The sequence below is a fragment of the Rhodococcus sp. H36-A4 genome (assembly GCF_027158005.1).
Classification (GTDB): Bacteria; Actinomycetota; Actinomycetes; order Mycobacteriales; family Mycobacteriaceae; genus Rhodococcoides.
The window spans coordinates 708,693-734,182 of record NZ_JAPVLQ010000001.1; the positions used below are offsets into that span (position 1 = coordinate 708,693).

At 64.1% G+C, this 25,490-nt stretch carries 16 protein-coding genes; 9 read left to right on the forward strand and 7 right to left on the reverse strand.

Going from position 1 to position 25,490, the window contains the following annotated elements; all coding sequences use genetic code 11:
* Nucleotides 1–65: 65 nt before the first annotated feature.
* From O1W68_RS03250 to O1W68_RS03265, 4 genes are all read left to right on the forward strand, one after another.
* On the forward strand, nt 66–821 hold the full coding sequence (locus O1W68_RS03250) for an IclR family transcriptional regulator (RefSeq protein WP_269301438.1): 756 nt from the start codon (nt 66–68) through the stop codon (nt 819–821).
* Between the two features lie 66 nt (nt 822–887).
* Nucleotides 888–1,319, forward strand: coding sequence for a PPOX class F420-dependent oxidoreductase (locus tag O1W68_RS03255; RefSeq protein WP_269301439.1), 432 nt, complete (start codon nt 888–890; stop codon nt 1,317–1,319).
* Between the two features lie 184 nt (nt 1,320–1,503).
* On the forward strand, nt 1,504–1,893 hold the full coding sequence (locus tag O1W68_RS03260) for an STAS domain-containing protein (RefSeq protein WP_269301440.1): 390 nt from the start codon (nt 1,504–1,506) through the stop codon (nt 1,891–1,893).
* A gap of 32 nt (nt 1,894–1,925) precedes the next feature.
* Entirely contained in the window at nt 1,926–2,075 is a 150-nt protein-coding gene (locus O1W68_RS03265; RefSeq protein ID WP_269301441.1) for a hypothetical protein, read from the forward strand.
* A 136-nt stretch (nt 2,076–2,211) separates the two neighbouring features.
* Here the strand turns inward: O1W68_RS03265 and O1W68_RS03270 are convergent, their stop codons facing one another.
* The 4 genes from O1W68_RS03270 to O1W68_RS03285 form a co-directional block, all read right to left on the reverse strand.
* On the reverse strand, nt 2,212–2,880 hold the full coding sequence (locus tag O1W68_RS03270; RefSeq protein ID WP_269301442.1) for a hypothetical protein: 669 nt from the start codon (nt 2,878–2,880) through the stop codon (nt 2,212–2,214).
* A gap of 8 nt (nt 2,881–2,888) precedes the next feature.
* Nucleotides 2,889–4,397 carry a polysaccharide biosynthesis tyrosine autokinase gene (locus O1W68_RS03275; protein WP_269301443.1) on the reverse strand — a complete coding sequence of 503 codons (1,509 nt, stop codon included), beginning with the start codon at nt 4,395–4,397 and terminating at the stop codon, nt 2,889–2,891.
* Nucleotides 4,398–4,459: 62 nt separating this feature from the next.
* On the reverse strand, nt 4,460–15,247 hold the full coding sequence (locus tag O1W68_RS03280; protein ID WP_269301444.1) for a cyclopropane mycolic acid synthase family methyltransferase: 10,788 nt from the start codon (nt 15,245–15,247) through the stop codon (nt 4,460–4,462).
* 255 nt (nt 15,248–15,502) lie between these two features.
* Nucleotides 15,503–16,087, reverse strand: a complete 585-nt coding sequence (locus O1W68_RS03285) for a sugar transferase (protein WP_269301445.1) — start codon at nt 16,085–16,087, stop codon at nt 15,503–15,505.
* Between the two features lie 269 nt (nt 16,088–16,356).
* On the opposite strand from O1W68_RS03285, the gene O1W68_RS03290 reads away from it, so the two are divergent.
* The gene (locus O1W68_RS03290; RefSeq protein WP_269301446.1) at nt 16,357–18,129 is read left to right on the forward strand and encodes a DUF4012 domain-containing protein; all 1,773 of its coding nucleotides are present in this window, start codon (nt 16,357–16,359) and stop codon (nt 18,127–18,129) included.
* 88 nt (nt 18,130–18,217) lie between these two features.
* On the opposite strand, the gene O1W68_RS03295 is transcribed toward O1W68_RS03290, so the two are convergent.
* Nucleotides 18,218–19,267 (reverse strand): TIGR03857 family LLM class F420-dependent oxidoreductase, encoded by a 1,050-nt coding sequence (locus O1W68_RS03295; protein ID WP_269301447.1) that lies wholly within the window; start codon nt 19,265–19,267, stop codon nt 18,218–18,220.
* A 317-nt stretch (nt 19,268–19,584) separates the two neighbouring features.
* Here O1W68_RS03295 and O1W68_RS03300 point away from each other — a divergent pair, with 317 nt between their 5' ends.
* The 4 genes from O1W68_RS03300 to O1W68_RS03315 all read left to right on the forward strand — a co-directional run bounded on the left by O1W68_RS03300 (nt 19,585) and on the right by O1W68_RS03315 (nt 23,727).
* Nucleotides 19,585–20,679, forward strand: a complete 1,095-nt coding sequence (locus O1W68_RS03300; protein ID WP_269301448.1) for a phosphotransferase family protein — start codon at nt 19,585–19,587, stop codon at nt 20,677–20,679.
* Nucleotides 20,680–20,766: 87 nt separating this feature from the next.
* Complete coding sequence (locus O1W68_RS03305; RefSeq protein ID WP_269301449.1) at nt 20,767–22,095, forward strand: flavin-containing monooxygenase; 1,329 nt, start codon at nt 20,767–20,769, stop codon at nt 22,093–22,095.
* Nucleotides 22,092–22,715 carry a TetR/AcrR family transcriptional regulator gene (locus tag O1W68_RS03310; protein WP_269301450.1) on the forward strand — a complete coding sequence of 208 codons (624 nt, stop codon included), beginning with the start codon at nt 22,092–22,094 and terminating at the stop codon, nt 22,713–22,715. Before O1W68_RS03305 ends, O1W68_RS03310 begins: the two co-directional genes overlap by 4 nt.
* A 49-nt stretch (nt 22,716–22,764) precedes the next feature.
* Nucleotides 22,765–23,727, forward strand: a complete 963-nt coding sequence (locus tag O1W68_RS03315) for an alpha/beta hydrolase (RefSeq protein WP_269301451.1) — start codon at nt 22,765–22,767, stop codon at nt 23,725–23,727.
* A 27-nt stretch (nt 23,728–23,754) separates the two neighbouring features.
* Here the strand turns inward: O1W68_RS03315 and O1W68_RS03320 are convergent, their stop codons facing one another.
* Both O1W68_RS03320 and O1W68_RS03325 read right to left on the reverse strand, forming a co-directional pair.
* Entirely contained in the window at nt 23,755–24,648 is an 894-nt protein-coding gene (locus O1W68_RS03320; protein ID WP_269301452.1) for an SDR family NAD(P)-dependent oxidoreductase, read from the reverse strand.
* Nucleotides 24,645–25,409, reverse strand: coding sequence for an SDR family NAD(P)-dependent oxidoreductase (locus O1W68_RS03325; RefSeq protein ID WP_269301453.1), 765 nt, complete (start codon nt 25,407–25,409; stop codon nt 24,645–24,647). Before O1W68_RS03325 ends, O1W68_RS03320 begins: the two co-directional genes overlap by 4 nt.
* Nucleotides 25,410–25,490: the final 81 nt, after the last annotated feature.

The following is a 25,490-nucleotide window of genomic DNA, read 5'->3' on the forward strand; positions in this document are numbered from 1 at the left end:
CTTCGCGTGTCCGATGTTGGTGTCGACGTTATCCACGCTCGTGGCCGGTGCATAGGATCTGTCCCATGGAACGGGACAGTTCGTCATTGTTGGAGAGGTCGGCTCTGGTGCTGGACTCGTTTCCCGGCGGGACGGCACTTACCCTCGCCGAGGTCTGCGCTCGGACGGGTCTGCCCAGGTCCACCACCCACCGCGTACTGGTGAGCCTGGTGAACCTCGGCTGGCTCACCCGGACTGGGAACAAGTTCGAGCTCGGTATGGTCCTATTCGAACTCGGTGAGCGTGTCGCCATCAAGCACAGTCTTCGATCGGCGGCGCTCCCGTTCATGCAGGACCTCTTCGCGGTGACCGAGCAGACTGTTCACCTCGCCGTCAGGGATCGGTTCGACGCGGTCTACGTGGAGAAGATTCACGGCCGCTCGGCGATGCCGTTTCCCTCTCACACCGGCGGACGGCTGCCGTTGACGTGTACGGCGGTGGGTAAGGCGCTGCTCGCCTCCGAGGATCCGGACGTGGTGGCAGAGGTCCTTGCCCAGCCGCTGCGACGGTGTACTCCGAATTCGATCACCGACCCCAAAAGGCTTGCACTCGAGATAGATTCGGTACGACGCACCGGTGTCGCATCCGAGCGTGAGGAATCCGCGATCGGTGGGTGCTGCGTGGCAGCTCCTGTCACGATGGCAGGCAAACCGGTTGCGGCACTGTCGGTGTCCGTCCCCAAGGCGCAGTTCAGGCCCGAGTTGCTCGCCCCGGCCGTGCGTACTGCCGCGCTCTCCCTGAGTCGAGTACTCTCCCGTGGGTCGACCGCTCGGGAAAGCTGAGGCGCGCTCCGGCTCGGCGGTCTACGCTCGAACCACCAGATGAGTCCACACCATATGGGGGTTTGCATGACCGAAGCGCAGTTCGATCCGCACGATCTCCTCGCGTCGAGCAGGCTCGGGGTTCTCGCGACGATCAAGTCCGACGGTCGACCACAGCTGTCGCCGGTCACGCCGTTCTACGACCGGGCGTCCGGCGTAATGCGCATCTCGGTGACGGACGGTCGCGCCAAGACCAATAATCTGCGTCGCGATCCGCGGGCGACGCTGGAGGTGACGAGTTCGGACGGGCGGTCGTGGGCGACGGCCGAGGGCACCGCAACGTTGGTTGGTCCGGGAACCGATCCGCACGGCGAAGAGGTGGACGCCTTGGTCGACTACTACCGAGCTGCCTCCGGTGAGCATCCGGACTGGGAGGAGTACCGCGCGACGATGGTCTCCGACCGTCGAGTTCTTCTGGTCGTCGACATCGAGCGTGTGTACGGACAGTCGATCGGCTGACCCGAAGGCCGGGCATCCCTTGATCCCGGGCGTCGGCGCACTTCAGGCACCACAACCAGGAGGTCGTTACCGCTTCGTTACATCTCGGTGTCCGTATCGTGACCGCGAGGTTCCAGCGGAGAGATCTTGCCCTGACAGGGTTGCTGTGTAGAACACGCACAACGTCGAGGGAAGGTGCCGAAAGATGACTGTTACCGACATCGCCCGCCTGATATTCAAAGAACGCGACTCCGATACGACAGTTCAGGATGCGCGGTACGCGATCGAAGTGGAGTCCTACTCGCCCTCTTACGCCGTACTGCGAGTGTCCGGCGATCTCGACATGTCATCGCGGACTGCATTGACCCACAACCTCGCCCGACTCACCGCATCGGGCGCGGATGTGCTTATCGACCTGTCCGCGGTGTCGTTCATGTACTCCGGCGCGGTCAATGCTGTCATCACTTCCGCATTGGAGTCCGCTGGCAGTGTGCGTGTGTTCGCCCCCACCCGCCCGGCGCGAATGGTCATCGAATCCCTCGGTGCTGCTGCACTTCTCGTCGACCATCTTCCGTCTCCACTACTCCCCCGATAAGACCGTCTCGTTCAGCCGAATCAGGAGGCCCCATGACAGATCACGAACTCCCCCGCACCCTCGACTCCGGTAATGCCTCATCGGAACACGATGAGTCCCGGCCGACGTCGTTCCTCCAGATGTTCGTCGACGCCGACCGAACCCGCCCGCCGTCCGATCGCTCGCAGCACCGGATCATGTAGAGCGCCAAACTTTCGTGGCCCTTTTCAAGGCCGAGGCACCCCGCACGTGAGCATCGTGTTCCAATTGCGCCTTCTACAGGCGGAATCCCGCGCAGATCGGACGCAACTGGAACACCCTGCCCATCACTACGTGTACTCAGGAGCCGATCGGCCGGAAACCCGCGCCTGTTCCGCCGCGCGCACCGAGCATGTTCACCGAGTCGAGAGCCGATGCGTAGACCGTGGGGCTCAGCAGGGGTACTCCGTCGGCGTGGCTGGCGATGCCGACGAGGGTTGTCCCGCTGACCAGTGCGCTTCCCGAGTCCGCCCACAGTGTCGGGGTATCGGTCACGAGGTCCGATCCGCGCACTTCCCGGATGGTGCCGCAGGTGACGCCGCTGGCTACTCCGGATTTGCAGACGGGTTGTCCCGGAACGGCTTGTCCGATGCCGGTGACGGTGACGCCGCCTACCGAGGACACCGGGATCACTTTTGCGGGGTCGAGTGCGATGACTCCGTAGTCGGGACCCCAGTGCGAGGCGACCGTCGTTCCGACCGGCCCGGCGCCGAGGTTACCGATGAGCGTCACCGGCAAGCCGGGCGAGAGGATGCAGTGTCCCGCCGTCAGGCCGACGAGGGTTCCCGACGCGTCGTATCCGACTGCGGCGAAGGAGCATGCGGTCAGATCGTCGAGGCCGCCGGTGGTGACGTATCCCGTCCCCGGTCCGACGATCGCCCCTGGGGCTGCGACCGCGCTCGGCCCGGCGAGTACTCCTGTGCCGGCAGCGAACGCGATGGCCGCAGCAACCACCGCTCCTGCGGCCATCGCACGTCTCATTCTCGGTGCCGCCGGCCCGAAGTGACGGTGACGGGAGCCGATGTGTCGGCCTTCTGCGTCGAGACCGGCACACTTGGCCCTTCGGGTTCCGACCACTGCGCAGAGACTGTTCCCGGAGTGACCGGGCTCGGTGTCTGGCGTGCGATGGTCTTGTCGGTCTCGTAGTAGTACGAGTAGCCGTCGCCACCCTTGCGGGTCAGGGGCATCATCGTGAAGACAGCGCCGAGAACGTGGGCGCCGATGGTCTCGAGATTGCCGACGGCCCGGGACACTTCGCTTTCGCTGGTGTGACCGAAGCGTGCGACGATCAGCGCGCCGTCACTATGCGTGGTGAGCAGTGCCGAGTCGGTGACCGGCAGTAGTGGTGCACCGTCGATGATCACGTAGTCGAAGCTCTTACGCAGTTCTTCGATGACGCGGCGTGAAGCTTCCGATCCGAGCAGTTCCGACGGGTTCGGCGGCAATGGTCCCGATGCGAGGACGTCGAGTCCCTCGTAGCTGCTGGGCTGGAGGACATCGGAGATGTCTGCTTGCCCGGCGAGGACGGTCGACAGGCCGACCGAGCCGATGAGCCCGAGGTACTTCGACACGCGGGGGCGTCGTAGATCGCCTTCGACGAGGACGACGCGGTGGCCTGCTTCGGCGAGAGCGAGCGCGAGGTTCACCGCGACGGTCGTCTTGCCCTCGGCGGGCACTGCACTGGTGACGACGATGACGCGCGGCGGATGATCGACCTCGAGGAACTGCAGGTTGGTACGCAGTTCGCGGAAGCCTTCGGCGCTCACCGAGTGTGTTGCCCCGAAGGAGACGATCGAGGATTCTTTGAATGCCTTGTCGTAGGGGATGGTGCCGACAAGCGCTGTGTTGGCGGCAGCTTCGAGCTTCTTGCGAGTCTTGATGGTGTTGTCGAGCCGGTCGCGAAGGACTGCGAGCGCGATACCGAGGAGCAGACCCACTGCGGCTCCGAGGGCAAGGTTGCGGGTCGTCTTCGGGCTGATCGGTGACGCAGATTCTTGAGCTTGCTCGACCACTCGGACGCTCGAGGCAGGCGCGCCGCCGTCTTCGGGGGTTTCGAGCTCACGGACGAGGACTGTCAGCTGGTTGCCGAGTGAGTTCGCGATATCGCGTGCGGTTCCGGGGTTGGTGTCCACGACGCACGTGTCGAGCAGAACGGTGTCGGGGGTGGACGTGGCGGTGACCTTGGCCGCCAACTCGGCAGGTGTGATGCCGGTCAAGCCGAGTTCGTCGATCGTGCGGGCGGCCAACGTTTCACCCTTGACGAGCTCCGAGTACGACGCGACGCGCTGCTGCGCGAAGAGGTTGCCCTGGTAGCTTTCGCTCACTGTCGACCCACCGGAGGTGGAGACGAAGACTCGACTGCACGACTGGTAAGTCGGCGTGGTCAGAAGTGAGGCCGCTAGTGCGCCCAGGGTGGCGACGGCAACGGTGACGACGATGATCATCCAACGCGTTCGCAGGATCTGGAGGTAGTCCTGGATTTCCACTTGGCTCCCTAATATTTTCGGTCGAGCTTAAAACTCATGGATTAATGTCTTGGTAGGCAGGCTCACTCGGTTCGTACGGGCACCACTTCCGGCGCAAGAGTGAATTGCACGACGTCGATGCGCCCGTCTTTGAAGCGCGATGAGCATCCGGTGAGGTAGTGGATGTACCTGTCGTAGTTCTCTTCCGACGACAGGGCGATTGCGTGCGGCCGTGCGGCGACGAGCCGCTCGGTCCATTCGTCGAGTGTGCGTGCGTAGTGCGGTCCGAGCGCATGCTCGCGCTCCACGCTGAATCCGGCCTCGGTGGACTTCTTGGTCACCATGTCCGACAACGCCAACTGTCCACCGGGAAATATCTCGCGCATGATGAACCGTACGAAGTGCGCGTCGTCGCGGGTGAACTCCACACCGCTGGCGATGACTTCCGCGAGCGGACGCATCACGATGGTGTGCAGCAACATTCGACCGTCTGCGGGGAGAACCGAGCGACACTTGTCGAAGAACGCCGAATACCGCTGACGCCGAAAGTGTTCGAATGCGCCGATGCTGACGATGCGGTCGACGGGCTCGTCGAACTCCTCCCAGCCCTGCAGACGGATATCCACCGTGCGCACACTCGACAGGTCCGCCACAGTTTTACGCGCGTGATCGTATTGGTTCCGACTCAACGTCAAACCGATGACGTCGACGTCGTACTTCTCGGCAGCACGCTTGGCCAACGAACCCCAACCGCATCCGACGTCGAGCAGTGTCATCCCGGGCTGCAAGTCCAGCTTGCCCAGCGCGAGATCGATTTTCGCCAGCTGCGCTTGCTCGAGCGTCATATCTTCGCGCTCGAAATACGCGCAGCTGTAGGTCATGCTCGGATCGAGGAACAGCTCGAAGAACTCGTCGGACAGGTCGTAATGCGCCTGCACATTGTCGACATACGGCTCGAGTTTCTTGACAGCGCTGGATCGGTTCATCACGCCACGCCTTCCGCGAGAAGAGGTGATGCCGATTGCTCGGCCTATGGTGTGGGCGCTTGCTTCACCCAGCAGATCTTCGTGTTCAGCATCGATGCGGACGACCGAGAGGTGGCCGCCGACGTACTGTTCCCATTGCTGCGCGCCGTGTGATCCACGGGCCGCAAAGTACACGACGTCACCGTCGTATATTCGGGGTCGGTGTGCTGCCACCCACCGCGGAGCAGCCACTACCGGGGCATACATTCTGCGAAGATGGTCACTGGTGAGGAATCCGAGTTCGCTTCGTGTGTAACGCAATTGCGCCACGACATCCTCGAACGAGGACCCGTTGACTCCCAGTTGCCGCGCCAGATCCTCTACACCGAAGTCGACGGCGTCGGCAGGCATGTCAGTTGGCACGCTCAGCTGCGGGTCGAGCAATGCGAGTAGCGCGACTTCCTCCCCCGTGCTCTGCAGGACGGTCGCGACGGCATGCGCGATCACTCCACCGAGCGACCACCCGAGCAGGTGATAGGGCCCGGTGGGCTGAACTGCGCGGATCTCCCGCACGTATCGGGCCGCGAACGCGTCGATCGAGGCAGGCGAGGCTTCACCGCTGGCGATGCCGGGAACCTGGAGCCCGTAGAGCGGCCGGTCGGTGACCGAAAGCAACGACAGGTAGCTCCACGCGATGCCGATCGCTGGGTGGATGCAGAACAGTGGCTCTCGTTCGCCTTCGACCCGCAGTGGCAGTACGACATCGAAGACGTCGCCGCCGGCGTCGACGAGTCCGTCCAGCTTGGCCGCCAACGACGCCGCGGTCGGGTGCGTCAACAGCCAGCTGACGGGGACCGGACGTCCGAGTTCGTCGCCGAGGTTGTCGATCACGCGCACCACCGACAGCGAGTGTCCGCCGAGGTCGAAGAAGTTGTCGTCGACGCCGATACGGTCGGCGTCGATCTCGAGAACTTCCGCGAACGACGCACGCACGCTCCACTCCAGGGGCGTCGACGGCGCAAGATGCACGACGGTCGCCAGCGTGGGTTCGGGTAGTGCTCGCGCGTCGACCTTTCCGGAGATCGACATCGGGAGCGTATCCACGACGGTGACCGAGGCGGGAACCATGTAGGCAGGAATTGTGCGCGTGAGGAATTCGCGGACTACGCCGGCATCGGTGTCGCCGGCGATGTAGGCGGCCAGCGAGTGATCGTGCCCGAGGACGCAGGCCTGTTCGACGTCGGGATGCCGCAGCAGTGCCGCTTCCACCTCCGCGAGTTCGACGCGATGTCCGCGGATCTTGACCTGCGAGTCGACGCGTCCGAGGTACTCGAGTTCGCGTGTGTTCCGGTGCTCCACCCATCGGACTAGGTCGCCGGTTCGGTAGAGGCGCTTGCTCTTGTCGCCCAGCATGTTCGGCACGAAGCGGCTGGCGGTGAGTCCGGGCTGGGACAGGTACCCTTCGGCCAGCCCTGGGCCGCCGAGGTACAGCTCCCCCACCACGTTGTCCGGTACGGGCCGCAGCCGTGCATCGAGGACGACGGCGTCGAATCCGCGCACCGGTCCGCCGATGGTCACCGCGGCGAGGTGTTTCAGTGCGGGCGTACAGGTTCCCATGACCGTGACCTCGGTCGGCCCGTATGCGTTGAACACGGTGCTGCTGCGCGACCAGCGTTGCACCAGTTCGGTATTGGCTGCTTCGCCGGCCATGATGACTACGTCGACGGTCGGTGTGGCCGCCGGGTCGGTGATCTGCAGGACGGTCGGGGTCAGGCACACGTGGGTGACGGCTTGGCTAGTGATGAACGTTTCGAGTTCGCGTCCCGCATAGACCTCGGCGGGCACGACTACCACGGCGGCGCCGACGCCGCAGGCGAGGAGCATTTCGAAGATCGAGGCGTCGAAACCTGGGGATGCGAACTGCAGGACCCGAGATTCGGTATCGACTCCGAACGTATCGCGTTGGCTCTGCACCAGATTCGCGATACCCCGATGTGTCACGCGCACGCCCTTGGGGGCGCCCGTCGAACCCGAGGTGTAGATGACGTACGCGGTGTCGTCGAGATACGTAGTGTCTTCGAAATACGAGCGAAGCAGGGCCGGCTCGGGGGAACTAGCCAAGCCGTCGACCGTCACCCATCGTCCTCCGACAGGAGCGAGGGCCGCCCTGGTGATGCCGGTGACGGGCTGGGCGTGTTCGAGGATTTCCTCGATGCGTGTGGCCGGATGGTTCGGGTCGATCGGCAGGTAACCGGCCCCGCTCTTGGCGACGGCCCACAGTGCCGCTACGAGATCGGCGGACCGCGGCAGCGCGACGGCAACCAGAGTTCCCGGCCGCGCACCTTCAGCGATAATGCTGTCCATCAACACATTCGAGCGACGGTCCAGTTCGGCGTACGTCAGTGATTCGCCGCCGTCGACGACGGCTGTTGCGTCCGGCCAGGTCTGGGCGGCCCGGCGCACGAGGGTGCCGAGGGTGTAGCGGTCTTCGGCATCGTCGGTGTGCGAAACGACGTCCGAGCGGGCTGCAAGAAAGTCGAGGCTGCCGAGTTCGATGTCCGGGCGTGCGGCGACGAGTCGGAGCACCGACTCCAGCCGTTCGGCGAGAGCGACGCACACGGACCGTTCGAAGCGGTCGCCGGAGTAACCGAGTTGTCCGCTCAGCCTGTCGACGGTGTGCTCGATGACGATTTCGAGGTCGAACTGGTTCTCGGAGATGTCGATTCGCTGTGGCGATACTTCACCGGTGCCGAGTTCGAAGGTTGGGATCTCCAGCGCACCGACGGCGAGGAGCACCTGGAACAGTGGGTGGGAGTCGATGGCTCTGGTCGGTTCCACGGCTTCGACGACCCAGTCGAACGGTACGGCCGAGTGGGCGAATGCGTCGAGGTCGCGGTCGCGGACGTCGGTGACGAACTGCTCGAATGTCTTGTTCGGTGCCACGTCGGTCCGGAGCACGATGGTGCCGACGAACATGCCGACCAGGTCGTCGAGCGCGGGTTCGGAGCGTCCCGATACCGGGGTGCCGATGGCGATGTCCGCGGTGCCGCTGGCTTCGGCGAGCACGGCGGCCAGTGCGGCGTGGATCACCACGAACAGTGTTGCGCCCAGCCGGTTCGCGAGGCCGCGGAGGTCGGCGAAGGTGGCAGCGTCGAGTTCGAACGCGATGGGTGTCGCGTTCTCCAAGGGGTTCGGGGTGCCGGTCGGTAGCTCGAGGTAGTCCGGTAGTCCGGCCAGGGTGCGCCGCCAGTAGGCGAGTTGCTCGACTGCGACCGAGTCCAGCACGTCGTGCTGCCACAGGCGGTAGTCGGAGTAATCGACTGTCAGCGGGGTGAACTCTGGCTGCAGCCCTGCCGCCCTGGCGGTCAGCGCGGTGGAGACGTCGCGCGCGAGCGGGGTGAGCGAGAGTCCGTCGACGGCGATGTGATGGGCGACGACCACCAACGACATCTCACCGCCGCTGCGTACAACGTTGAGCCGCACGGGGGGCTCGACGGTCAGGTCGAATCCAGTTTCGGCCAGCAGCTTCGCGTCGGCGTGGCGACCGTCGATCGAGGAGACGACGATCTCGGCGTCGAGCAGCATCGCGATCGGGCCGTCCGGGGTGGACGGGTAGACGGTGCGCAGCGGGAGGTGACGCTCGAGCACGTCGACGATCGCGGCTCGGAGAACCGCAAGGTCGGAGTCCGCGGGGAGCGGCAGTGCGAACGCGATGTTGTAAGCGGCAGAGGTGGGGTCGAACCGATTCTGGAGCCACACCCGCCGCTCGGCGGGAGACAGGGTGCCGTCCTCGCGTGCCTGCGCCCGATGCACCAGCGCGGGCGGGCTGACGTACGCCTCGGACAGCAGGTCGATTGCCGCAGCGAGGGCGCGCGCGCTCGGCGCTTCGAACAAGGTCCGAACCGGAACGTGGGTGCCCAGCGCGGCGCCGATGCGTGCGGTTGCGCGCGTGGCACTCAGTGAATCACCGCCGAGGACAAAGAAATTAGCGTCTGCGGCGGGATCGACGACGTCGAGGGCGTCGGCGAAGATCCCGAGGATGACTTCCTCGGCAAGCGTTCGGGCTGCCGAGTGGTCTCCGGCTACCGGGGTCGGTGCAACCAGCGCGGAGAGGTCGACCTTGCCATTGGCGGTGACGGGGATGCGATCGACCGCGACGATCACGGCGGGCACCATCGACAGTGGTAGCCGTTCGAGCAACCACGGTGCGAGTTCGCGCTCGTCGGCCCCGACGGCCCAGGCCACGATTCGGCCGTCGCGGACGTCGGCGACCGCAGCCTGGACTGCGGGATGGGCGGTGAGGGCAGATTCGACGTCGCCGAGTTCGACGCGCACACCGCGCAGTTGGACTTGCGAGTCGCCGCGGCCACGGTAGTCGAGCACACCGGATGCCTCGCAGCGGACGAGATCGCCGGTCCGGTATAGCCGCTGTCCACTGGGGCCTGCGACGAAGCGCTCCGCGGTCAGTGCGGGGCGAGCGCGGTAGCCGCGCGCAACGCCACTGCCACCGAGGTACAGCTCGCCGACGCCACCGACCGGGACCGGCCGTAGGCGAGTGTCGAGCACGAGTGCATACACGTGCGGCAGCGGTGTGCCGATGGTGATGCGGTCTCCGGCGTCGAGTGGGTCGGTCAGCGTGGCGACGATGGTGGCCTCGGAAGGGCCGTACGCGTTGAGCATTCGCCGTCCCGGTGCCCAGTCGTCGACCACTGCGCTTCCCAGGACGTCGCCGCCGACGGCCACGGTGGTGACACCGGCAACCGGGGGCACGGTGGCGAGCAAGGCCGGTGTGGAGAGATAGTGGGTGACGGAGTGGGCAGTGAGGAACCGCGCCATCTCGTCCCCGTCGAGTATCTCGCTGGGCGCAAGAACCATGGTGGCACCGGCTCCGAAGGCCAGCACCAGTTCCAGCACAGCTGCGTCGAAGTTCGTCGAGTACCCGTGCAGCACCCGCGAGGAAGCGGTGACGTCGTAGCGCGAAACTACCTGCTGCGCAAGTGCATACACAGCCTCATGCGTCACCGTCACGGGCTTCGGTACGCCGGTGGATCCCGAGGTGTGAATGACATAGGCCGGATGGGCAGGGAGCACCGCCGCAGCGCGGTCGGCGTCGACCAGGGGGCTGTCGTCGAAAGCATCTGCAGCAGCCTCGTCAAGCCACAGCACGCCCTCTTCGACACCGCCGAAGCCCAGGTGGGTGCCGGTGAGGATCTGCTGGCGTCGCAAAGCCGGGTAGCTCGGATCGACCGGTAGGAACGCAGCGCCGGACTTCACCACTGCCCACAGGGCCACGATGTACTCCGCGGATCGTGCGAGCGAGAGTGCCACGGTGGTCTCGGGTGCGGCGCCGCGGTCGATCAGCAGGCGCGCCAACCGGTTGGATCGGCTGTCCAGTTCGCGGTAGGTCAGCGTCGATTCGCCGTCGAGTGCAATTCGGTCGGGCATCTCGCATGTCAGCACGTCCAGGAGCGCTCCCTCCGTGCTGCGCTCGGGTTGTGCAGGCAGAGAGACGAGTTCGATATCTCCCACCACGACGAACGGGTTCTCGACGACTGCTTCGAGAACACTCACGAAGGCTGCAGCGAAGCGTTCGACGGTCTCCCGGTCGTACAGGTCTTTCGCGTATTCGATGTCGCCCGCGATACCGTCGGCGGTTTCGCGGGCGACGACATTGAGGTCGAATTCGGAGGTGTGTGTGGAGATGGGCAGCACGGTGACCGGGAGGTCCTCGATCGACTGATGGTGGGCATTGTCGAATGCCAGCATCACTTGGAACAGTGGGTGGCGGTCCAAGGATCGATCGGCGCTCAGGGCGTCGACGATCCGCTCGAACGGCAGGTCGGAGTGCGCGAACGCGTCGAGATCTGCGTGCCGAACGGTGTCGAGGAGTTCGATGAAGGTGCCGTCACGGTCCACCTCGACCGCCAAGGGCACGGTGCCGACGAACATTCCGACCATGTCGTCGAGTGCTTGGTCTCCGCGACCGGCCGAGGGTGAACCCAGGACGGTGCGGTCGCAATCGCTGAAGCGACTCAGAGTCAAGGCAAGTGCGGCATGGACGACCATGAACGTCGTTGCATTCTCACCGAGCGCGAGAGAACGAATCTGTGCGTGCACTTCGGTGCCGATGGAGAGGGGGACGCCTGCTGTCTGCATCGACTGCACGGCCGGGCGCGGGCGATCGGTCGGCAGCTCAGCGCTTGGCCGGTCCAGAGCATCGAGTGCGAGTGTCCAATAACGCAATTGATCCTCGGCGGCGGAGTCGACCACAGCTCTGTTCCACACCGCGTACTGGCTGTACTGGGCTTGCAGGCGCGGCCACGTGGGAGCATGCCCGGCGGAGCGTGCGGCGTAGGCGACGGTGAAGTCGCGCACGAGAGGATCGATCGACCACCCGTCGACCGAGATGTGATGCATGACGATGACGACAACCGTCGCCTCGGACGAACCCTCATGCGAGGAGACGGCGAGCAGCGACGCGCGGATGGGGACCTCGGCAGCGACGTCGAAACCCTTCGATGCCAGCTCGGCGATCGCGCCGTCGAGTTCACCGGGTCCTACTTCGCTGGTGAGAATCTCGGGCAGAACTCCGGCTGTGGGCAGCACTACCTGGCGTGGGCCGCTGCCGTCGTCGGGGAAGTAGGTGCGCAGCGACTCGTGCCGTTCGAGCACGTCCCGCAGTGCAGCGACGACGAGGCTCGAGTCTCCACCCGAAGGCAACTGCACGGCCACCGGCATGTTGTATGCGGGCGAAGCCGAATCGAACTGGTTGAGGAACCACATGCGCTGCTGCGAGTACGACAGCGGCACCCGCTCGGGGATCACGGTGTCGAGCAGATCGAGCGAATCCCGCTGATCGACAGCCGAATCGATGGCAACCGCAATCGCAGCGACCGTCGGCGCGTCGAACAGGACGGGCAGCGTGACCGCGGAGCCGAGCCTGGCCACCACTCGCGTCGCGCTCAGCGAATCGCCACCGAGCTCGAAGAACGAGTGCGTGCGGCCGACGATCGGTACGTCCAACACTTCGGCGAACACCGCGGCGACAGCGCGCTCGGTATCGGTCTGCGGGGCAACGTATTCGGTGACCGTGGTCGGCGCCGGGTCGGGCAGTGCCCGGCGGTCGAGCTTGCCGCTCGCGGAGAGTGGTAATGCATCCAGTTCGACGACGCGGTCCGGAACCATCCACCCCGGAAGGAAGGCGCGCAGGTGCGCACTCACTCCTGTGGTCTCGCCGACGACGTACGCGACGAGGTGGTCTTCACGAACGTCGACGGCAACGGCATCGACACCCGCCAGCTGCAGTGCAACCGATTCGATTTCTCCGAGTTCGAGGCGACGGCCGTGTAGTTGGAGCTGCTGGTCGGCGCGGCCCAGGTATTCGAGTGACGTGCCGAAGATCGACCATCGCACCAGATCGCCTGTGCGATAAAGCCTTCGACCGGGCGCAGCCGGATCCGCTACGAAACGGCTCGCGGTGACGCTGGGTTGCCCGTCGTATCCGCGCGCGAGAGAGTCACCGCCCAGATAGAGCTCGCCGATTCCGCCGTACGGGACGGGCCGCAACCGGTTGTCGAGTACGAGCGCGCGGACGCCGGGAAGCGGACCACCGATGGTGATCCGTTTCCCAACGCCCATGGGTGCGGAAAGCGTGGCGAGGACGGTTGCCTCGGTCGGGCCGTAGGCGTCGAGCATGTCGGGGCCGGCGTCGGCGAACCGGTCGCGGAGTGCGGGCGGGCATGCTTCACCGCCCACGTCGAATACCTCGAGGCCTTTGACGTCCAGCGGTTCGAGCGTCGCGAGGACGGTCGGGGAGGTAATGAGGTGCGTGATGCGTTCTTCGGCCAGGAGGTCGGCGAGCGCGGGGCCCGCGTACACGTCGGCGGGCGCGATGACGAGTGTGGCACCGGCAGCGAACGCCGCCAGGATTTCCTGAATGGACGCGTCGAACACCGGTGAGGCCAGGTGCAGTACCCGCGAGTCCGATGAGACCGAGTACCGATCCACGACCGCTGATGCAAGCTGCGCGAGTCCGCGGTGACCGACGCTGACGGCCTTGGGCTTTCCGGTCGAACCGGAGGTGTGGATGGCGTACACCTCGTTGTCGAGGTGAACCCGGCGAACTTGAAAGGGTAGGGGTTCGGCGTCGAGAAGGTCTTCGATGGCCAGCCACTCGACTGCGCCGGGGAGCGTGCCGAGCAGTGCGCGTTCGGTGATGCCGACCCGCACTCCGGTGCTACTGAGCATGGAGGTCAACCGGTCGGTCGGATCGTGCGGATCGACGGGCACGAACGATGCGCCCGCTACCGACACGGACCACAGAGCCAGCACGGAGTGCATCGAGCGGTCCAGCGCGATCGCGATCCGAGTCTCTGGTGAGGCAAGGAAAGGCGCAAGCTGACCCGCGATATGGCGTGCACGAGAGATGAATTCGACGCCCGCGAGTTCCTGCCCGGCGCAGCGGACAACGGTAGAGTCCCGCAGCAACTCGGGCAGCAGAGCAGGTGGTGGACCCTGCGAGTCCACGGCGAGCAGGGCGTCCTCTTCGGCGGGCGAGAGCACTTTCAGGTCCGCGAGCGGCAAGCCGTCCGGTGCCGCGAGAACGGTACGCAGCAGCCCGAGGAACCGCTGATGGTGCGTGCTCAGTTCCTCGGTGCTGTAGATCGCGGGGTTACCGAGGAAGTCGACGCGGGTGCTGGCGCCGGCGACCCCCGGGTAGACATTGACCATCATGTCGTCGATCGGGCCGCTGGAGAGCACACGGTATTCGCCGATGACGTCGCCGAGCCGAATTGTGCTGTCGTACATCATGATGTTCACGGTCGGGCCGAAAGCTCCGCGGCCGGCGGAGGTACTGCCCTCGAACCCGCCGTCGGTTTCACGCTGCATGTCCTCGACGCGGAACCTCTGATGCCGCAGCGCACCGGTGAGCTCGACCTGGATGCGACGCAGTAGTTCCTCGATGGTGACGTCCGGGTCGACACCGATGCGCAGCGGCACGATATTGGACATCATTCCGGAGGAGTCACGCAGTTTGGTGGTCGCACGGCCCGAGACGGGGAGGCTGAGCATGACGTCGTCGGTGCCGGTCATCCGCGCGAGGTACAGCGCGAACGTCGCGAGCACGACGGGGACGTCGGAGGAGTTGTAGCGCTGGGCCAGCGCGGCCATTGCGTCGGTGAGCTCGTCGTCGAGCACTGCGCCGACGCTGATCGATACGGCACTGGGCACCGCCGCACCGGAATGCGAGGTGCCTGCAAGACGTGGCGCATCGGCGTGACCGTCGAGTCGGCCGACCCAGTATTCGCGGTCGGCTTCATAGCGCGTGGAACCGACGTAGGCGGTTTCGTAGTCGTAGATCGCCCGGACACCGACGGCGCGCGTCTTGGGTACGTCGGCGCCGGTCAGCAGGGCCGTGTATGCCGCGGCGGTGCGCTCCTGAACCGAAATTGCACCCAGGCCGTCCATGACGACGTGGTGAGCTCGGCTGTACCAGAAGTAGTGTGCTTCGCCGACCTGCATGATCTCCGAGGCGATCAGTTGATCGCGGACCAAGTCGACGGGCTTTCTGTATTGCTCGTCCATGTAGCGGTGGGCGTAGCCGACGGGGTCGCTCTCGTCACGAAGGTCGCGGTAGATCATCGCGTAGGGAACGTTGAGGTCGAACCACTGGTATGGCTGGCCGTCGTCCTCACCCAAACGCACGCCAGGCGATTCGAGCTCGCGGCACGCGATGTCGGTTGCCCGGATCAACGTGGCGGGGTCGATCTCGCCACGGATCTCGACGAACTGCGCGATGGTGAACGGAACTCCCGGCGCCAGCTTCTGCGCGAAGTAGATGTTGAGCTGAGCGGGCGACAGCGGGAACCAGTCGATCCCGCTGGGGGCACCTTCCACTGACGACACTTCTGCTACCCCTCCTCACGGTCCTCTGCGCCGGCGGCACAATCTTCACTCCGGAAGAACGTTGCTGAAGCAACGTCGATCAGTAGCGCCCAATTACAAACTAGTGGACCGGAGGTATTTGCTCTACTTATCCAATGCGACTTCCGTGATATTAACCGTTGTGGACGCAGTGCATTTCGGCAAAAACTAGGTGACTCGTATTGAAAAGCGCCATTCCGCTTGTTTCTGGTTATTTCCCTGAATATTTTCAGCCGTTCAGGGGCCGTACCGTACTGCGGCAACTGTCCGGTACAGGATGCGGATGTCGCGCGCGAGCGACCACGAGTCCACATAGCGGCGATCGAGCATCGCTGCGTCCGGTCCTGAGAGGTCTGCGCGGGGCGCCAACACCCACAGCCCGGTAATCCCCGGACGGCAGTCGGCGGGTACTTCCCCCTCGTGAATGTCGGGTCGATCCGCGGTGGGTCGCGGTCCGACCAAGCTCATGTCGCCACGAAGAACATTGACCAGCTCGGGCAGATGATCCATCCCGAGCCTCGTCAGGAGTACGCCGAGCCGCTGCTCAGGAGATGTCCTGAAGCTCAGGAGCCGAAAATTGACGCCCCGGCGACCGATGCGCGTCGAGGACGCGAACGTCGGCTCACCCTCGGCCCCACTGGTCAGAATCACGCATCCGAGGAATACCGGCGCCAGGACCATCAGGATTGTTGCGGCCACGACCCTGTCGAATATGACCTTGGTCGCAGATTGCACCGGATCGAGCCGCGCGGGACCCGCCGATCCGCCCTGCTGTGGTATCGGGGAATCCGAACCGCACCCTCCCGAACTACCGCGGATCACTCTCCCGACTCCCCTCTCCAAATGAGACGATCCCCCTGGACCGCCATATTATTATCGACGGTAACCATCATCACGTTACGATTTCAGCGCCTCGAATCCATCTTTTACCTGATTGTATTAATTCCCGATACATTCAAACGAATTACCCCACTACCTCAATACCCACTACCGACGTCGACGCACTAGTCTTCCCACGGGCGCGCATATCTTCTTTTCGCAATACCGCGCCCTTCACTCGAACCATCCCTAGCATCAGGAGCCCCGTCGACATGACCTCTGGCACCGAGACCCGCCCGCCGTCGCGCAAGAACAAGCGCCCCGTCCTGTTGGGTGTCGGCATCGTTCTGGTCATCGTTCTCGCCTTCCTCTCGTGGCTGGCATACGAGGCCGTGACGGCGAAGTCCAATTTGGAGACAACGCGGGACGCCGCGAACTCCGCCAAGAACGCGCTGCTCGACGGCGATGTGCCGGGAGCGCAGGCCGCTGCCGCCGAGGCGAGCGAGTCCGCGGACAAAGCCCAGAGCGCGGCGTCGTCGCTGCCGTTCACGATCGTTGCCGCAATCCCAGTGCTCGGCAGTCCGCTCGAGACGATCGTCGAGATCACCGATGTCGTCCGAGGCCTCGCTGTCGACGTTCTCGAACCTGCGGCGCAGGCGAGTGCCAGTATCTCCCCCGACAACGTCATCGAGGGAGGCGGCCGAGTGAACTTGCAGTCGCTCACCGACGCCGAGCCGATCCTCGCGGAGACATCCGCCGCGGCACAGGACCTTTACGCGCAGGCTAAGGCAATCGAGGCGCCCGCCTATCTCGGTGTGGTCGACGACGCCCGTGTGCAGCTCGAGAATCAGACCCACGATCTGTCGGGGTTGCTGAGCAACACCTACACGGCGAGCCGGATCGTGCCTTCGATGATGGGCGCCAACGGTCCCCGCTCCTACTTCCTTGCCTTCCAGACCAATGCCGAGGCACGCGGCACGGGCGGCCTACTCGGTGGCTTCGGAATTGTGCGCGCCGACAACGGAACTGCCCGGGTGGATACCCTCGGCAGCAACCGCGAGCTGGAGTTCGCGGAGCAGCCGATCGACCTCGGCCCCGAGTACACCGCGCTGTGGGGACCACGTAACACCACGACCGACTTCCGCAATTCCAATGCGAGCCCGCACTTTCCGTATGCAGGCCAGGTCTGGACTTCGATGTGGGCCGAGCAGACCGGTGAGAAGCTCGACGGCGCCGTCGCTACCGATCCTGTCGCCCTCGGCTACATCCTCGACGCGACCGGCCCGGTCACACTCGCCGACGGTGAGGTCATTTCGGGTGACAACGTCGTCGAGGTGACGCTGTCCAGTGCATACGCTCGGTTCGGCGAGGATCAGCTCGCTCGCAAGAACTACCTGCAGGAAATCTCAGCAGCTGTCGTGTCGAAGATGACGACGGGCGTCGCTCCGACCCGCAAGTTGCTCGACGCGGTCGGCCGGGCAGGCAGCGAGGGACGCATCTCGGTGTGGAGCGCAGATCCCGCCGAACAGGAAGTCCTGGCGGGTACGAAGGTCGGCCACACGCTCCCGAACGATCCTGCGCCGTACGCCAACGTGATCGTCAACAACGCAGGCGGAAACAAGCTGGACTACTACCTGACTCGCGATATCTCGTACACCGCGGAATCGTGCACCGGACCGACCCGTAAGTCGACGGTGACGGCGACACTGACCAACACCGTGAACTCGGACGGACTGACTCAGTACGTGGCCAGTACTTTCCAGCCCGGTGTCCCGTACGGTACCAACGAGTCGATTGCCTACCTGTACGGAACGCAGGGCGCCAAGATCACCGGCATGAAGGTCGACGGCGTCAACGCCTTCTCGGTCCAGAAGGGTACCGAGCTGGGTCGACCCGTCCAGGCTGCGTACGTCACGATCCCGCCCGGTGAATCCTCGACTGTCACTTGGGAACTGGAGGAGCCTTCCGTTTCCGGTGAAGCTACGGTTCCGGTCCAGCCGCTAGTGGACACTCCGACTATCAGCATCGATCTTCCCCAATGCTGATAGTGGAGCACTGACGGCCCCGGATCTGTAGATTGCGCGGGCTATGCCGGCCGATGGTTCACCCCATCGAGCCGGCATAGCTCGTTCATCAGCTGGTTTCGCGATAGACCTCCACGATCGGCGCGAGCTCCTGCGGAGTTGCGCCATGCAGGATCACCGCATCTGCGCCGTAGTCGAACTCCTCGCGTATACGGTCGACGCACTGCTCTGCTGTACCGGTCGCAGATGGTTCCAGCCACTCCTCGGGCAACAACGTCGCGATGTGTTCCAGCTGATCCTTCGTGGCTTTGCTGTCGATACCCCCAGCGATCGAGGTCACCACCGAGTCTGCACGGAAACGTTGCAGCACAGCCGGATCCCAGTTGTTGGTTTTCACCAGGAGATCTCCGTAGCCCTGCAGGTACGTCGCCAACCGAGCAACGGTCTTCTTCACACGTAATTCCTCGGGTAGGTGATCACCTACCGTCGCCAAGCACGACCACACCCTGACACTGTCTGGATCTCGGCCGGCCTGCTCCGCCGCCGTCTTCACCGTCTTCACCGCGCGTTGAAGTGTCTCGGGAGTGAAGTAGGTATGCAGAACGACGTCGTCGAATTCTCGGCCGCCCAACTTCAGGGTGTTGGGGCCGAAAGCGACTATCGCCAAGCGGATGTCTTCGTCGAAATCGGAATCCAGGAACAATACCGGCCATTTACCCAGCGGCCCATCATGATTGACGATGACTTCACCGTGCCACAGCCTTCGGGTGATCTGGGCCCAATCCTCCATCATCGCCGTGGTCACTGACGGCACCCCGAACGCGCCGCCCATCGCTGCTATGCCGCGTCCGATCCCGAGCGTGAACCTCCCACCCGAGAGTCGGTGCAGAGTCGTCGCCCACGACGCCGTGACGAGTGGGTGCCGTGTGTTGTGATTGGTCGCTGCGGTGCCGATGCGCATTCGGTTGGTGACCGCGCACGCAGCGCCGGACAGTGACGACGCTTCCTTCACATTCCAGCGTTCGGAGATCCAGGCGGTCCCGAAGCCCATTTCCTCACCGAGTCGGGCCTCGTCCATCAACGTTGCGGGCCCGTCGCTCCCGGCACCCGCCAGTAAGTAGTAGCCCAGTTCATCCAGGACTCGTGCGCTCGACGCCATACTCGATTCTCCGATTCTTGCATCAGGCGACGCGGACCATCCACAGGATTCTTGCCGCTCGACCAATGGATTTGACGGTCGTCAATTAAGCTAGTTGCCCCAGGTCTCGTATGCAATACCCTTCCGGCCCCGAACTTCTTGCCCGACTCTTCCGGACGTGCACCGTCAGGCAACAAAGACACCCTTGCCTATTGGCCGATGCTCATCTAACTTAATTGACGAGCGTCAAATGTCATATCGAACCCCATGCGCCGGTTGCGATTCACTCCAGTGCGCCCAGTAGACACCAAGAGCCAGTTCCGTGGAAGGGACCCACAGTGAGCACACCCGTATCGATCCCCCGCTTTCCAGACGAGGTAACCAGCACCTGGCTCACTGGCGTGCTCGCCCCAAGGGGTGAGGAAATCCGGGTAAGCGATGTCATCGTCGATCCCATCGGCACAGGTCAGACCGGTGCTACGTACCGAATCTCGGCAACCTATTCGGCCAACCCCGCCGGATTGCCGACCACGTTCGTCATCAAGTTGCCCGTAGTGGACGACGAAAGCCGCGCACGGGTAGCTCTCGGCTACCGAAGCGAATGCGCCTTCTACGCGTCGGTGGCCGACAAGGTGCAGATCCCCGTGCCTCGATCCTTTCACTGCGAAATTACCGACGACTCGTTGAACTATGCACTCCTGCTGGCAGATCAAGCGCCCAAGGAGCAGGGAGATCAGATCGCGGGCTGTAGCGAACGGGAAGCGAACCTTGCCGGTGCTGCAATCGCCGGCCTGCACGGCCCGACGTGGAATACTCCGGAATGGCTTACATTCGATGGGCTTGCCATGACATCGCTCGACGCTGCCGGCGCGAAAGGACTGGGCGACGTCTGTGTCATGAGTGCGGGCCTCACCGCCGAGAAGCTGGCGGCACGACTCAGCAGTGCGGACGTCGAAACCCTCACCGCGGCAATGAGCCTGGTGACCCCATGGTTGCTGGCAGACTTCGGACGCTTCAGTTTGCTTCATGGTGACTACCGTCTCGACAACATACTTTTTCACCCCGACAACGATGAGATTTCAGTTGTGGATTGGCAGACCCTGAGTGTCGGGCTACCCGCTCGGGATCTCGCCTATTTCATGGGCACCAGCGTTCGAACCGAGCTGCGCAGGTCCATCGAGCGCAACGTCGTCGATACTTATCACGCCGCGCTGAGCGGTTACGAGATTCCCGGATTCGACCTCGAAAGTTGCTGGCAAGATTACAGATTCGGAATGATTCAAGCATTGCTGATGCCCTCGCTCGGATGCGCCTTCGCAGTCGACTCCTCTCGTGGTGACGATATGTTCGTGTCCATGATCGAGCGCGGTTGCCAGGCAATCCGAGATCTCGACACTCTGAAGTTGGTAGCAGAGAAAAGCGTCGACAATTGATGCCCCAGGGCGACTCAAATTCTTGACGTCCGTCAAATTAGCACCTAAAGTGACCGCTGTCACCCCCTTGAAGTAAGCGAGTCGATCATGACCACAAAGTTCGATAAGCCCACCACTGCGATCATCGGCGCAGGGATCTCCGGACTCACCGCAAGCAAGATGCTCGACGACTACGGCGTTCCGCACACCTGCTTCGAAATGTCCGATCGCATCGGTGGCAACTGGGCCTTCGGTAACCCGAACGGCATGTCGAGCGCCTACAAGTCTTTGCATATCGACACCTCCAAATACCAACTGTCGTTCCGGGACTTTCCGATGCCCGAGAGCTACCCGGACTTCCCACACCACACGCTGGTCAAGGAGTATCTGGAGGACTATGCCGAGGCCTTCGACCTGAAGAAGAACATCGAGTTCTCCAACGGCGTCCGCAGTGCGCGTCGCAAGCCTGGCGGCGGATGGGAGCTGGACCTGCAGGATGGTTCGACTCGTGAGTTCGACTTTCTGGTGGTCGGCAATGGTCACCACTGGGACGCTCGGTTGCCGGAGTTCGAAGGTGAGTTCACCGGGGAGAGCATCCACTCGCACCTTTACATCGATCCAGAACAGCCATTGCACCTGCGCGGCAAGCGAATTCTGGTGGTCGGTATCGGTAATTCGGCTGCTGACATCGCGGTCGAACTATCCAGCCGCACCCTTGACAACGAGGTCGTGATCTCGACTCGCTCGAGTGCGTGGATCGTGCCCAAGTACATCAGGGGAAAGCCCGCGGACATGGGCTTCAAGACCTCGCCGCACATCCCGCTGAAGTGGCAACGCAAGGTCATCGCCAAGGTGGCGCCCATGCAGAACGGGTATCCCTCGGACATGGGGTTGCCGGAGCCGAATCACAAATTCATGGAGGCACACCCCACCCAGTCGGTGGAATTGCCGCTGCGTCTGGGGTCGGGCGATCTGACCGCCAAGGGCAATCTGAAGCGTCTGGACGGCAAGACCGTGCATTTCGAGGACGGCACCAGCGCTGACTTCGACGTGATCATCTACGCCACCGGCTACAACATCACGTTCCCGTTCTTCGACCCGGAGTTCTTCTCGGCCAAGGCCAACCACATCAGCTTGTACAAGCGGATGTTCTCCCCCGGCATCGACGACCTTGCGTTCATCGGATTCGCGCAGTCCACCCCGACGCTGTTCCCGTTCGTGGAGGCCCAGACCCGGATTCTCGGCGCCTACCTGGTCGGCCAGTACTCGCTCCCTTCGGTCCCAGACATGAAGCGGGTCATTGCGCAGGACGAGGCTCTGTACCTTGGGCACATGGTTCCAACCGCGCGTCACACTCAGCAATTGGACTACTTCGTCTATGAGCACCAATTGCGGACGAAGGAACTGCCGATCGGCCGCGCCCGGGTTCCTCGGTGAACGCTCGGATCGCTGCTCAACGGAGCCTGTCGAAAGGAGACGCGCGCCGAAGTGCGCTGCTGACGGCGCTCGATGATTCCCTGCGGGAGGTGGACAGTGTCGAGTCGATCAACGTCGCCGACCTGTCCCGTCGCGCCGGGGTCACACGCTCTGCGTTCTACTTCTACTTCGAGAACAAGGCGGCTGCGGTCGGCGCCCTGATGGAAGTCATCTACGAGGAAGCGGCCGAGGCCGGAGCCTGGTTGACCGACGTCGATCGCGACCCGAACGAGCGCATCAGCAAAAGCATCTCGCACCTGTTCACCGTGACCGAGCGGCACGAGCATCTCTACCGCGCCGTGCTGGAGGCCCGAGCCACCAACCCGTCCATCCGCAAGATGTGGGAGGCCGACCGGGTCTCGTTCGAAGAGTCCGTAGCCGCCATGATCGAAGCCGAACGCGTTGCCGGCCGGGCACCGGACGGAGTCGACGCACGAACATTGGCTGCGGTTCTGCTGGACGTCAACGACCGCAACATGGAGCGTCGAGTGATGGGCTCGTGCCCCGACCATAACCTCCATGTCGAGGTGGTCACCAGCATCTGGGTGCGCTCCATCTACGGCACCCATCCCCTTTCCTGAGTCGTGATCCCTGCAATTCGACTCCCGTTCAACACCTTTGGAGCCAGGTATGAATGAGAACGACAACACCATGACCCTGTCGGCCACAACATCGAGCAGCACGGTATCGAGCACCGTCGGCTTCACAGTGGCTGGTACACGCTGCGAGGGCACCCACTTCTCGGCTCACAGTGACGTGTTGGCATCGGCGGCCGGCCGGCCGGTCGTCGTGTTGGCCCATGGATTGGGTGGCACCCGCGACTCGGGCCTGGACGGCTTTGCCGAGGCGTTCGCCGCAGCCGGATTGGATGCCTTCACGTTCGACTACCGCGGTTTCGGCACCAGCGGCGGCGACGCGCGCCAGACCGTGTCCTTGGCCGGTCAGGTCGAGGATTGGATGGCGGCGGTCGACGCTGCCGCACAACTCCCCGGCGTCGATCCGCAGCGGATCGTCCTATGGGGAGTCTCACTGGCTGGCGGCCATGTACTCCAGGTGGCCGCCGACCGTGGCGACATTGCGGCTGTCATCTCTGTGGTGCCGATGGTCGACGGCCTGGCCGCCATGCGGCACGCTCTAGCTGCACACGGACCGATCACTCTGCTCAAGGCGACTGCGACGGGAATCGCTGCGCGGGTCCGGGTCACCATGGGCAAACCCACGATGCTGCCTGTCGTCGGCAAGCCGGGGCAGCCCGGCGCGCTCACTCTGTCCGGTGCCTACGAGGATTACCACTCGATCGCAGGTCCGTCGTGGCGCAACGAAGTACGCGCGGACGTCGGGCTGGAACTCGGCACCAGGGCACCGGCCCAGGCTGCCGCGAAGATCAAGGTCCCGCTGCTGGTCCAGATCGCCGACTTCGACCAATCAGCGCCGCCCCGCGCGGCGGCACTTGCAGCCTTCGCGGGCCGCGCCGAGGTCCGGCATTACCCGGGCGACCACTTCGATCTTTTCCCGGGCAAGCCGTTCCACGGACCTGCTGTCGAACATGCGGTGCTTTTCTTGAAGCGCCACCTGACCCCTAGAGCGAACTGAGGCAGTGCGGCGGGATGTTGCGGGTGGTCAGCGAGCGGCCGTCTTCTCCGCCTTGTGGGCTCGCTGAGCCTGCCACTTGCGCTGTCGAGCCACGAATAAGATCGACGAGCGCTGCATCAGTCCCGGCGCGAGCCGGTTGAACCGCCATGCCAGGCGAGCCGAGCGCGGCGCGACCAGGATCGCTCTATTCCCGGCGACGGCCGCCAGCACCTCATCGGCCAGCTTCGCCGGCGAGTACGGGGTCTTGATGCGCTGACCCTTGAGGTAGTAGTCACGGCCCACGAAGGCGTCGATCGAACCCTTGTCCAAGATCGGGGTGTCGACCGCCCCCGGACAGATAACGGTGACACCCACGCCCTTGGCCGCTGCCTCGGTACGCAGCGCGAGCGAGAGTCCGACCACTGCGTGCTTCGTGGCGACGTAGCTGGTGATCAGACCGGCTGCCATCAGGCCACCAGCCGAGGCCGTGTTGACGATGTGACCATTGCCCTGGGCGATCATCTTCGGGTAGGCCGCATGGATGCCATGCACCACGCCACGGAGGTTCACGTCGATGATCTGATTCCACTGGGCCAGGGTCAGGTGCTCGGCCTCGCCGCCGAAGCTGATGCCGGCGTTGTTGAAGATCAGGTCGATCCGACCGTGCTCGGCGACCACCCGGTCCACGGCTGCCAGCACCTGCTCGGGGTCGGTGACGTCGAGCGCCTCGGCACGAGCTCGCGGCCTCAGTGCCGCTGCCGTGCGTTGCGCAGCCGTCTGGTCGAGGTCGGTACAGACGACATACGCGCCCGCCTTGACCAGCGCTGCGGCCAACGCGGCCCCGATGCCGGACCCTGCCCCGGTCACCAGCGCGGCGCGACCGACGAAACGGCCTCGGTAGGGATCGGCGCCGTCCGCGCCCGCAGACCCGGTGCGGCTCATCCGAAGGCCTTCTCGATAAGACCCAGCAGGTCCGGGTAGCGCTTCAAGTGTGCACCGCCATTGACCTGCATGTCCTCGCCGGTTGTCCATGCCGCACCGTCGGACAGCAGGTACTCACACGCGGTCGCGATCTCCAGCCCCGTCCCTGAGCGTCCCAGCGGCGTGTTCTCGACGTAGTCCTCACCCACACCGGGGATCTCCATGGCCGGCGAGGTCAACGGCGTGACAACGAGACCGGGAGAGACCGTGTTGACCCGGATCTGCCGCGGAGCCAACTCCAGAGCCGTCACCTTCGAGAGCATCAGGAGCCCGGCCTTGGCCGTGCAGTAGGCCGCCAGCCCCGATCCGGGTTGGGTCCCGTTGAGCGAGGCCAGGGTGACCAACGATCCGCCCTCGGCAACGCGACTTCCGGCGTGCTTGAGCACATGGAATGCGCCGACCAAGGAGATGTCCAGAATGCGCCGAAACTCGGCCGAATCGTGGTTGACCACGGGCGAGAGAGTGCTCGTGCCGGCACAGTTCACCACGCCGGTGAACGAGCCGCGTTCATCGATGATTTTCTCGAACAGGGCCTGCACCGTTGCCTCGTCGGCGACGTCCACCGGGAGTATCGACTCACTGCTCACCAGATCGGCGCCGATGACGTGGTGGCCATGTAAACGCAGGTGCTCGGCGATCGCGGCGCCGAGACCGGAGGCGGCACCGATCACCACCGTGGTCTTGGCGACAGCGGTCTTGGCCGTCTCGGATGAGGGGGACATGCGTACTCCTGACATGTGTCGAAACTTGTTGACGTGTGTCAACTTAGCCGTCGGAGTGACCGCTGTCACCCCTTTGAAGTA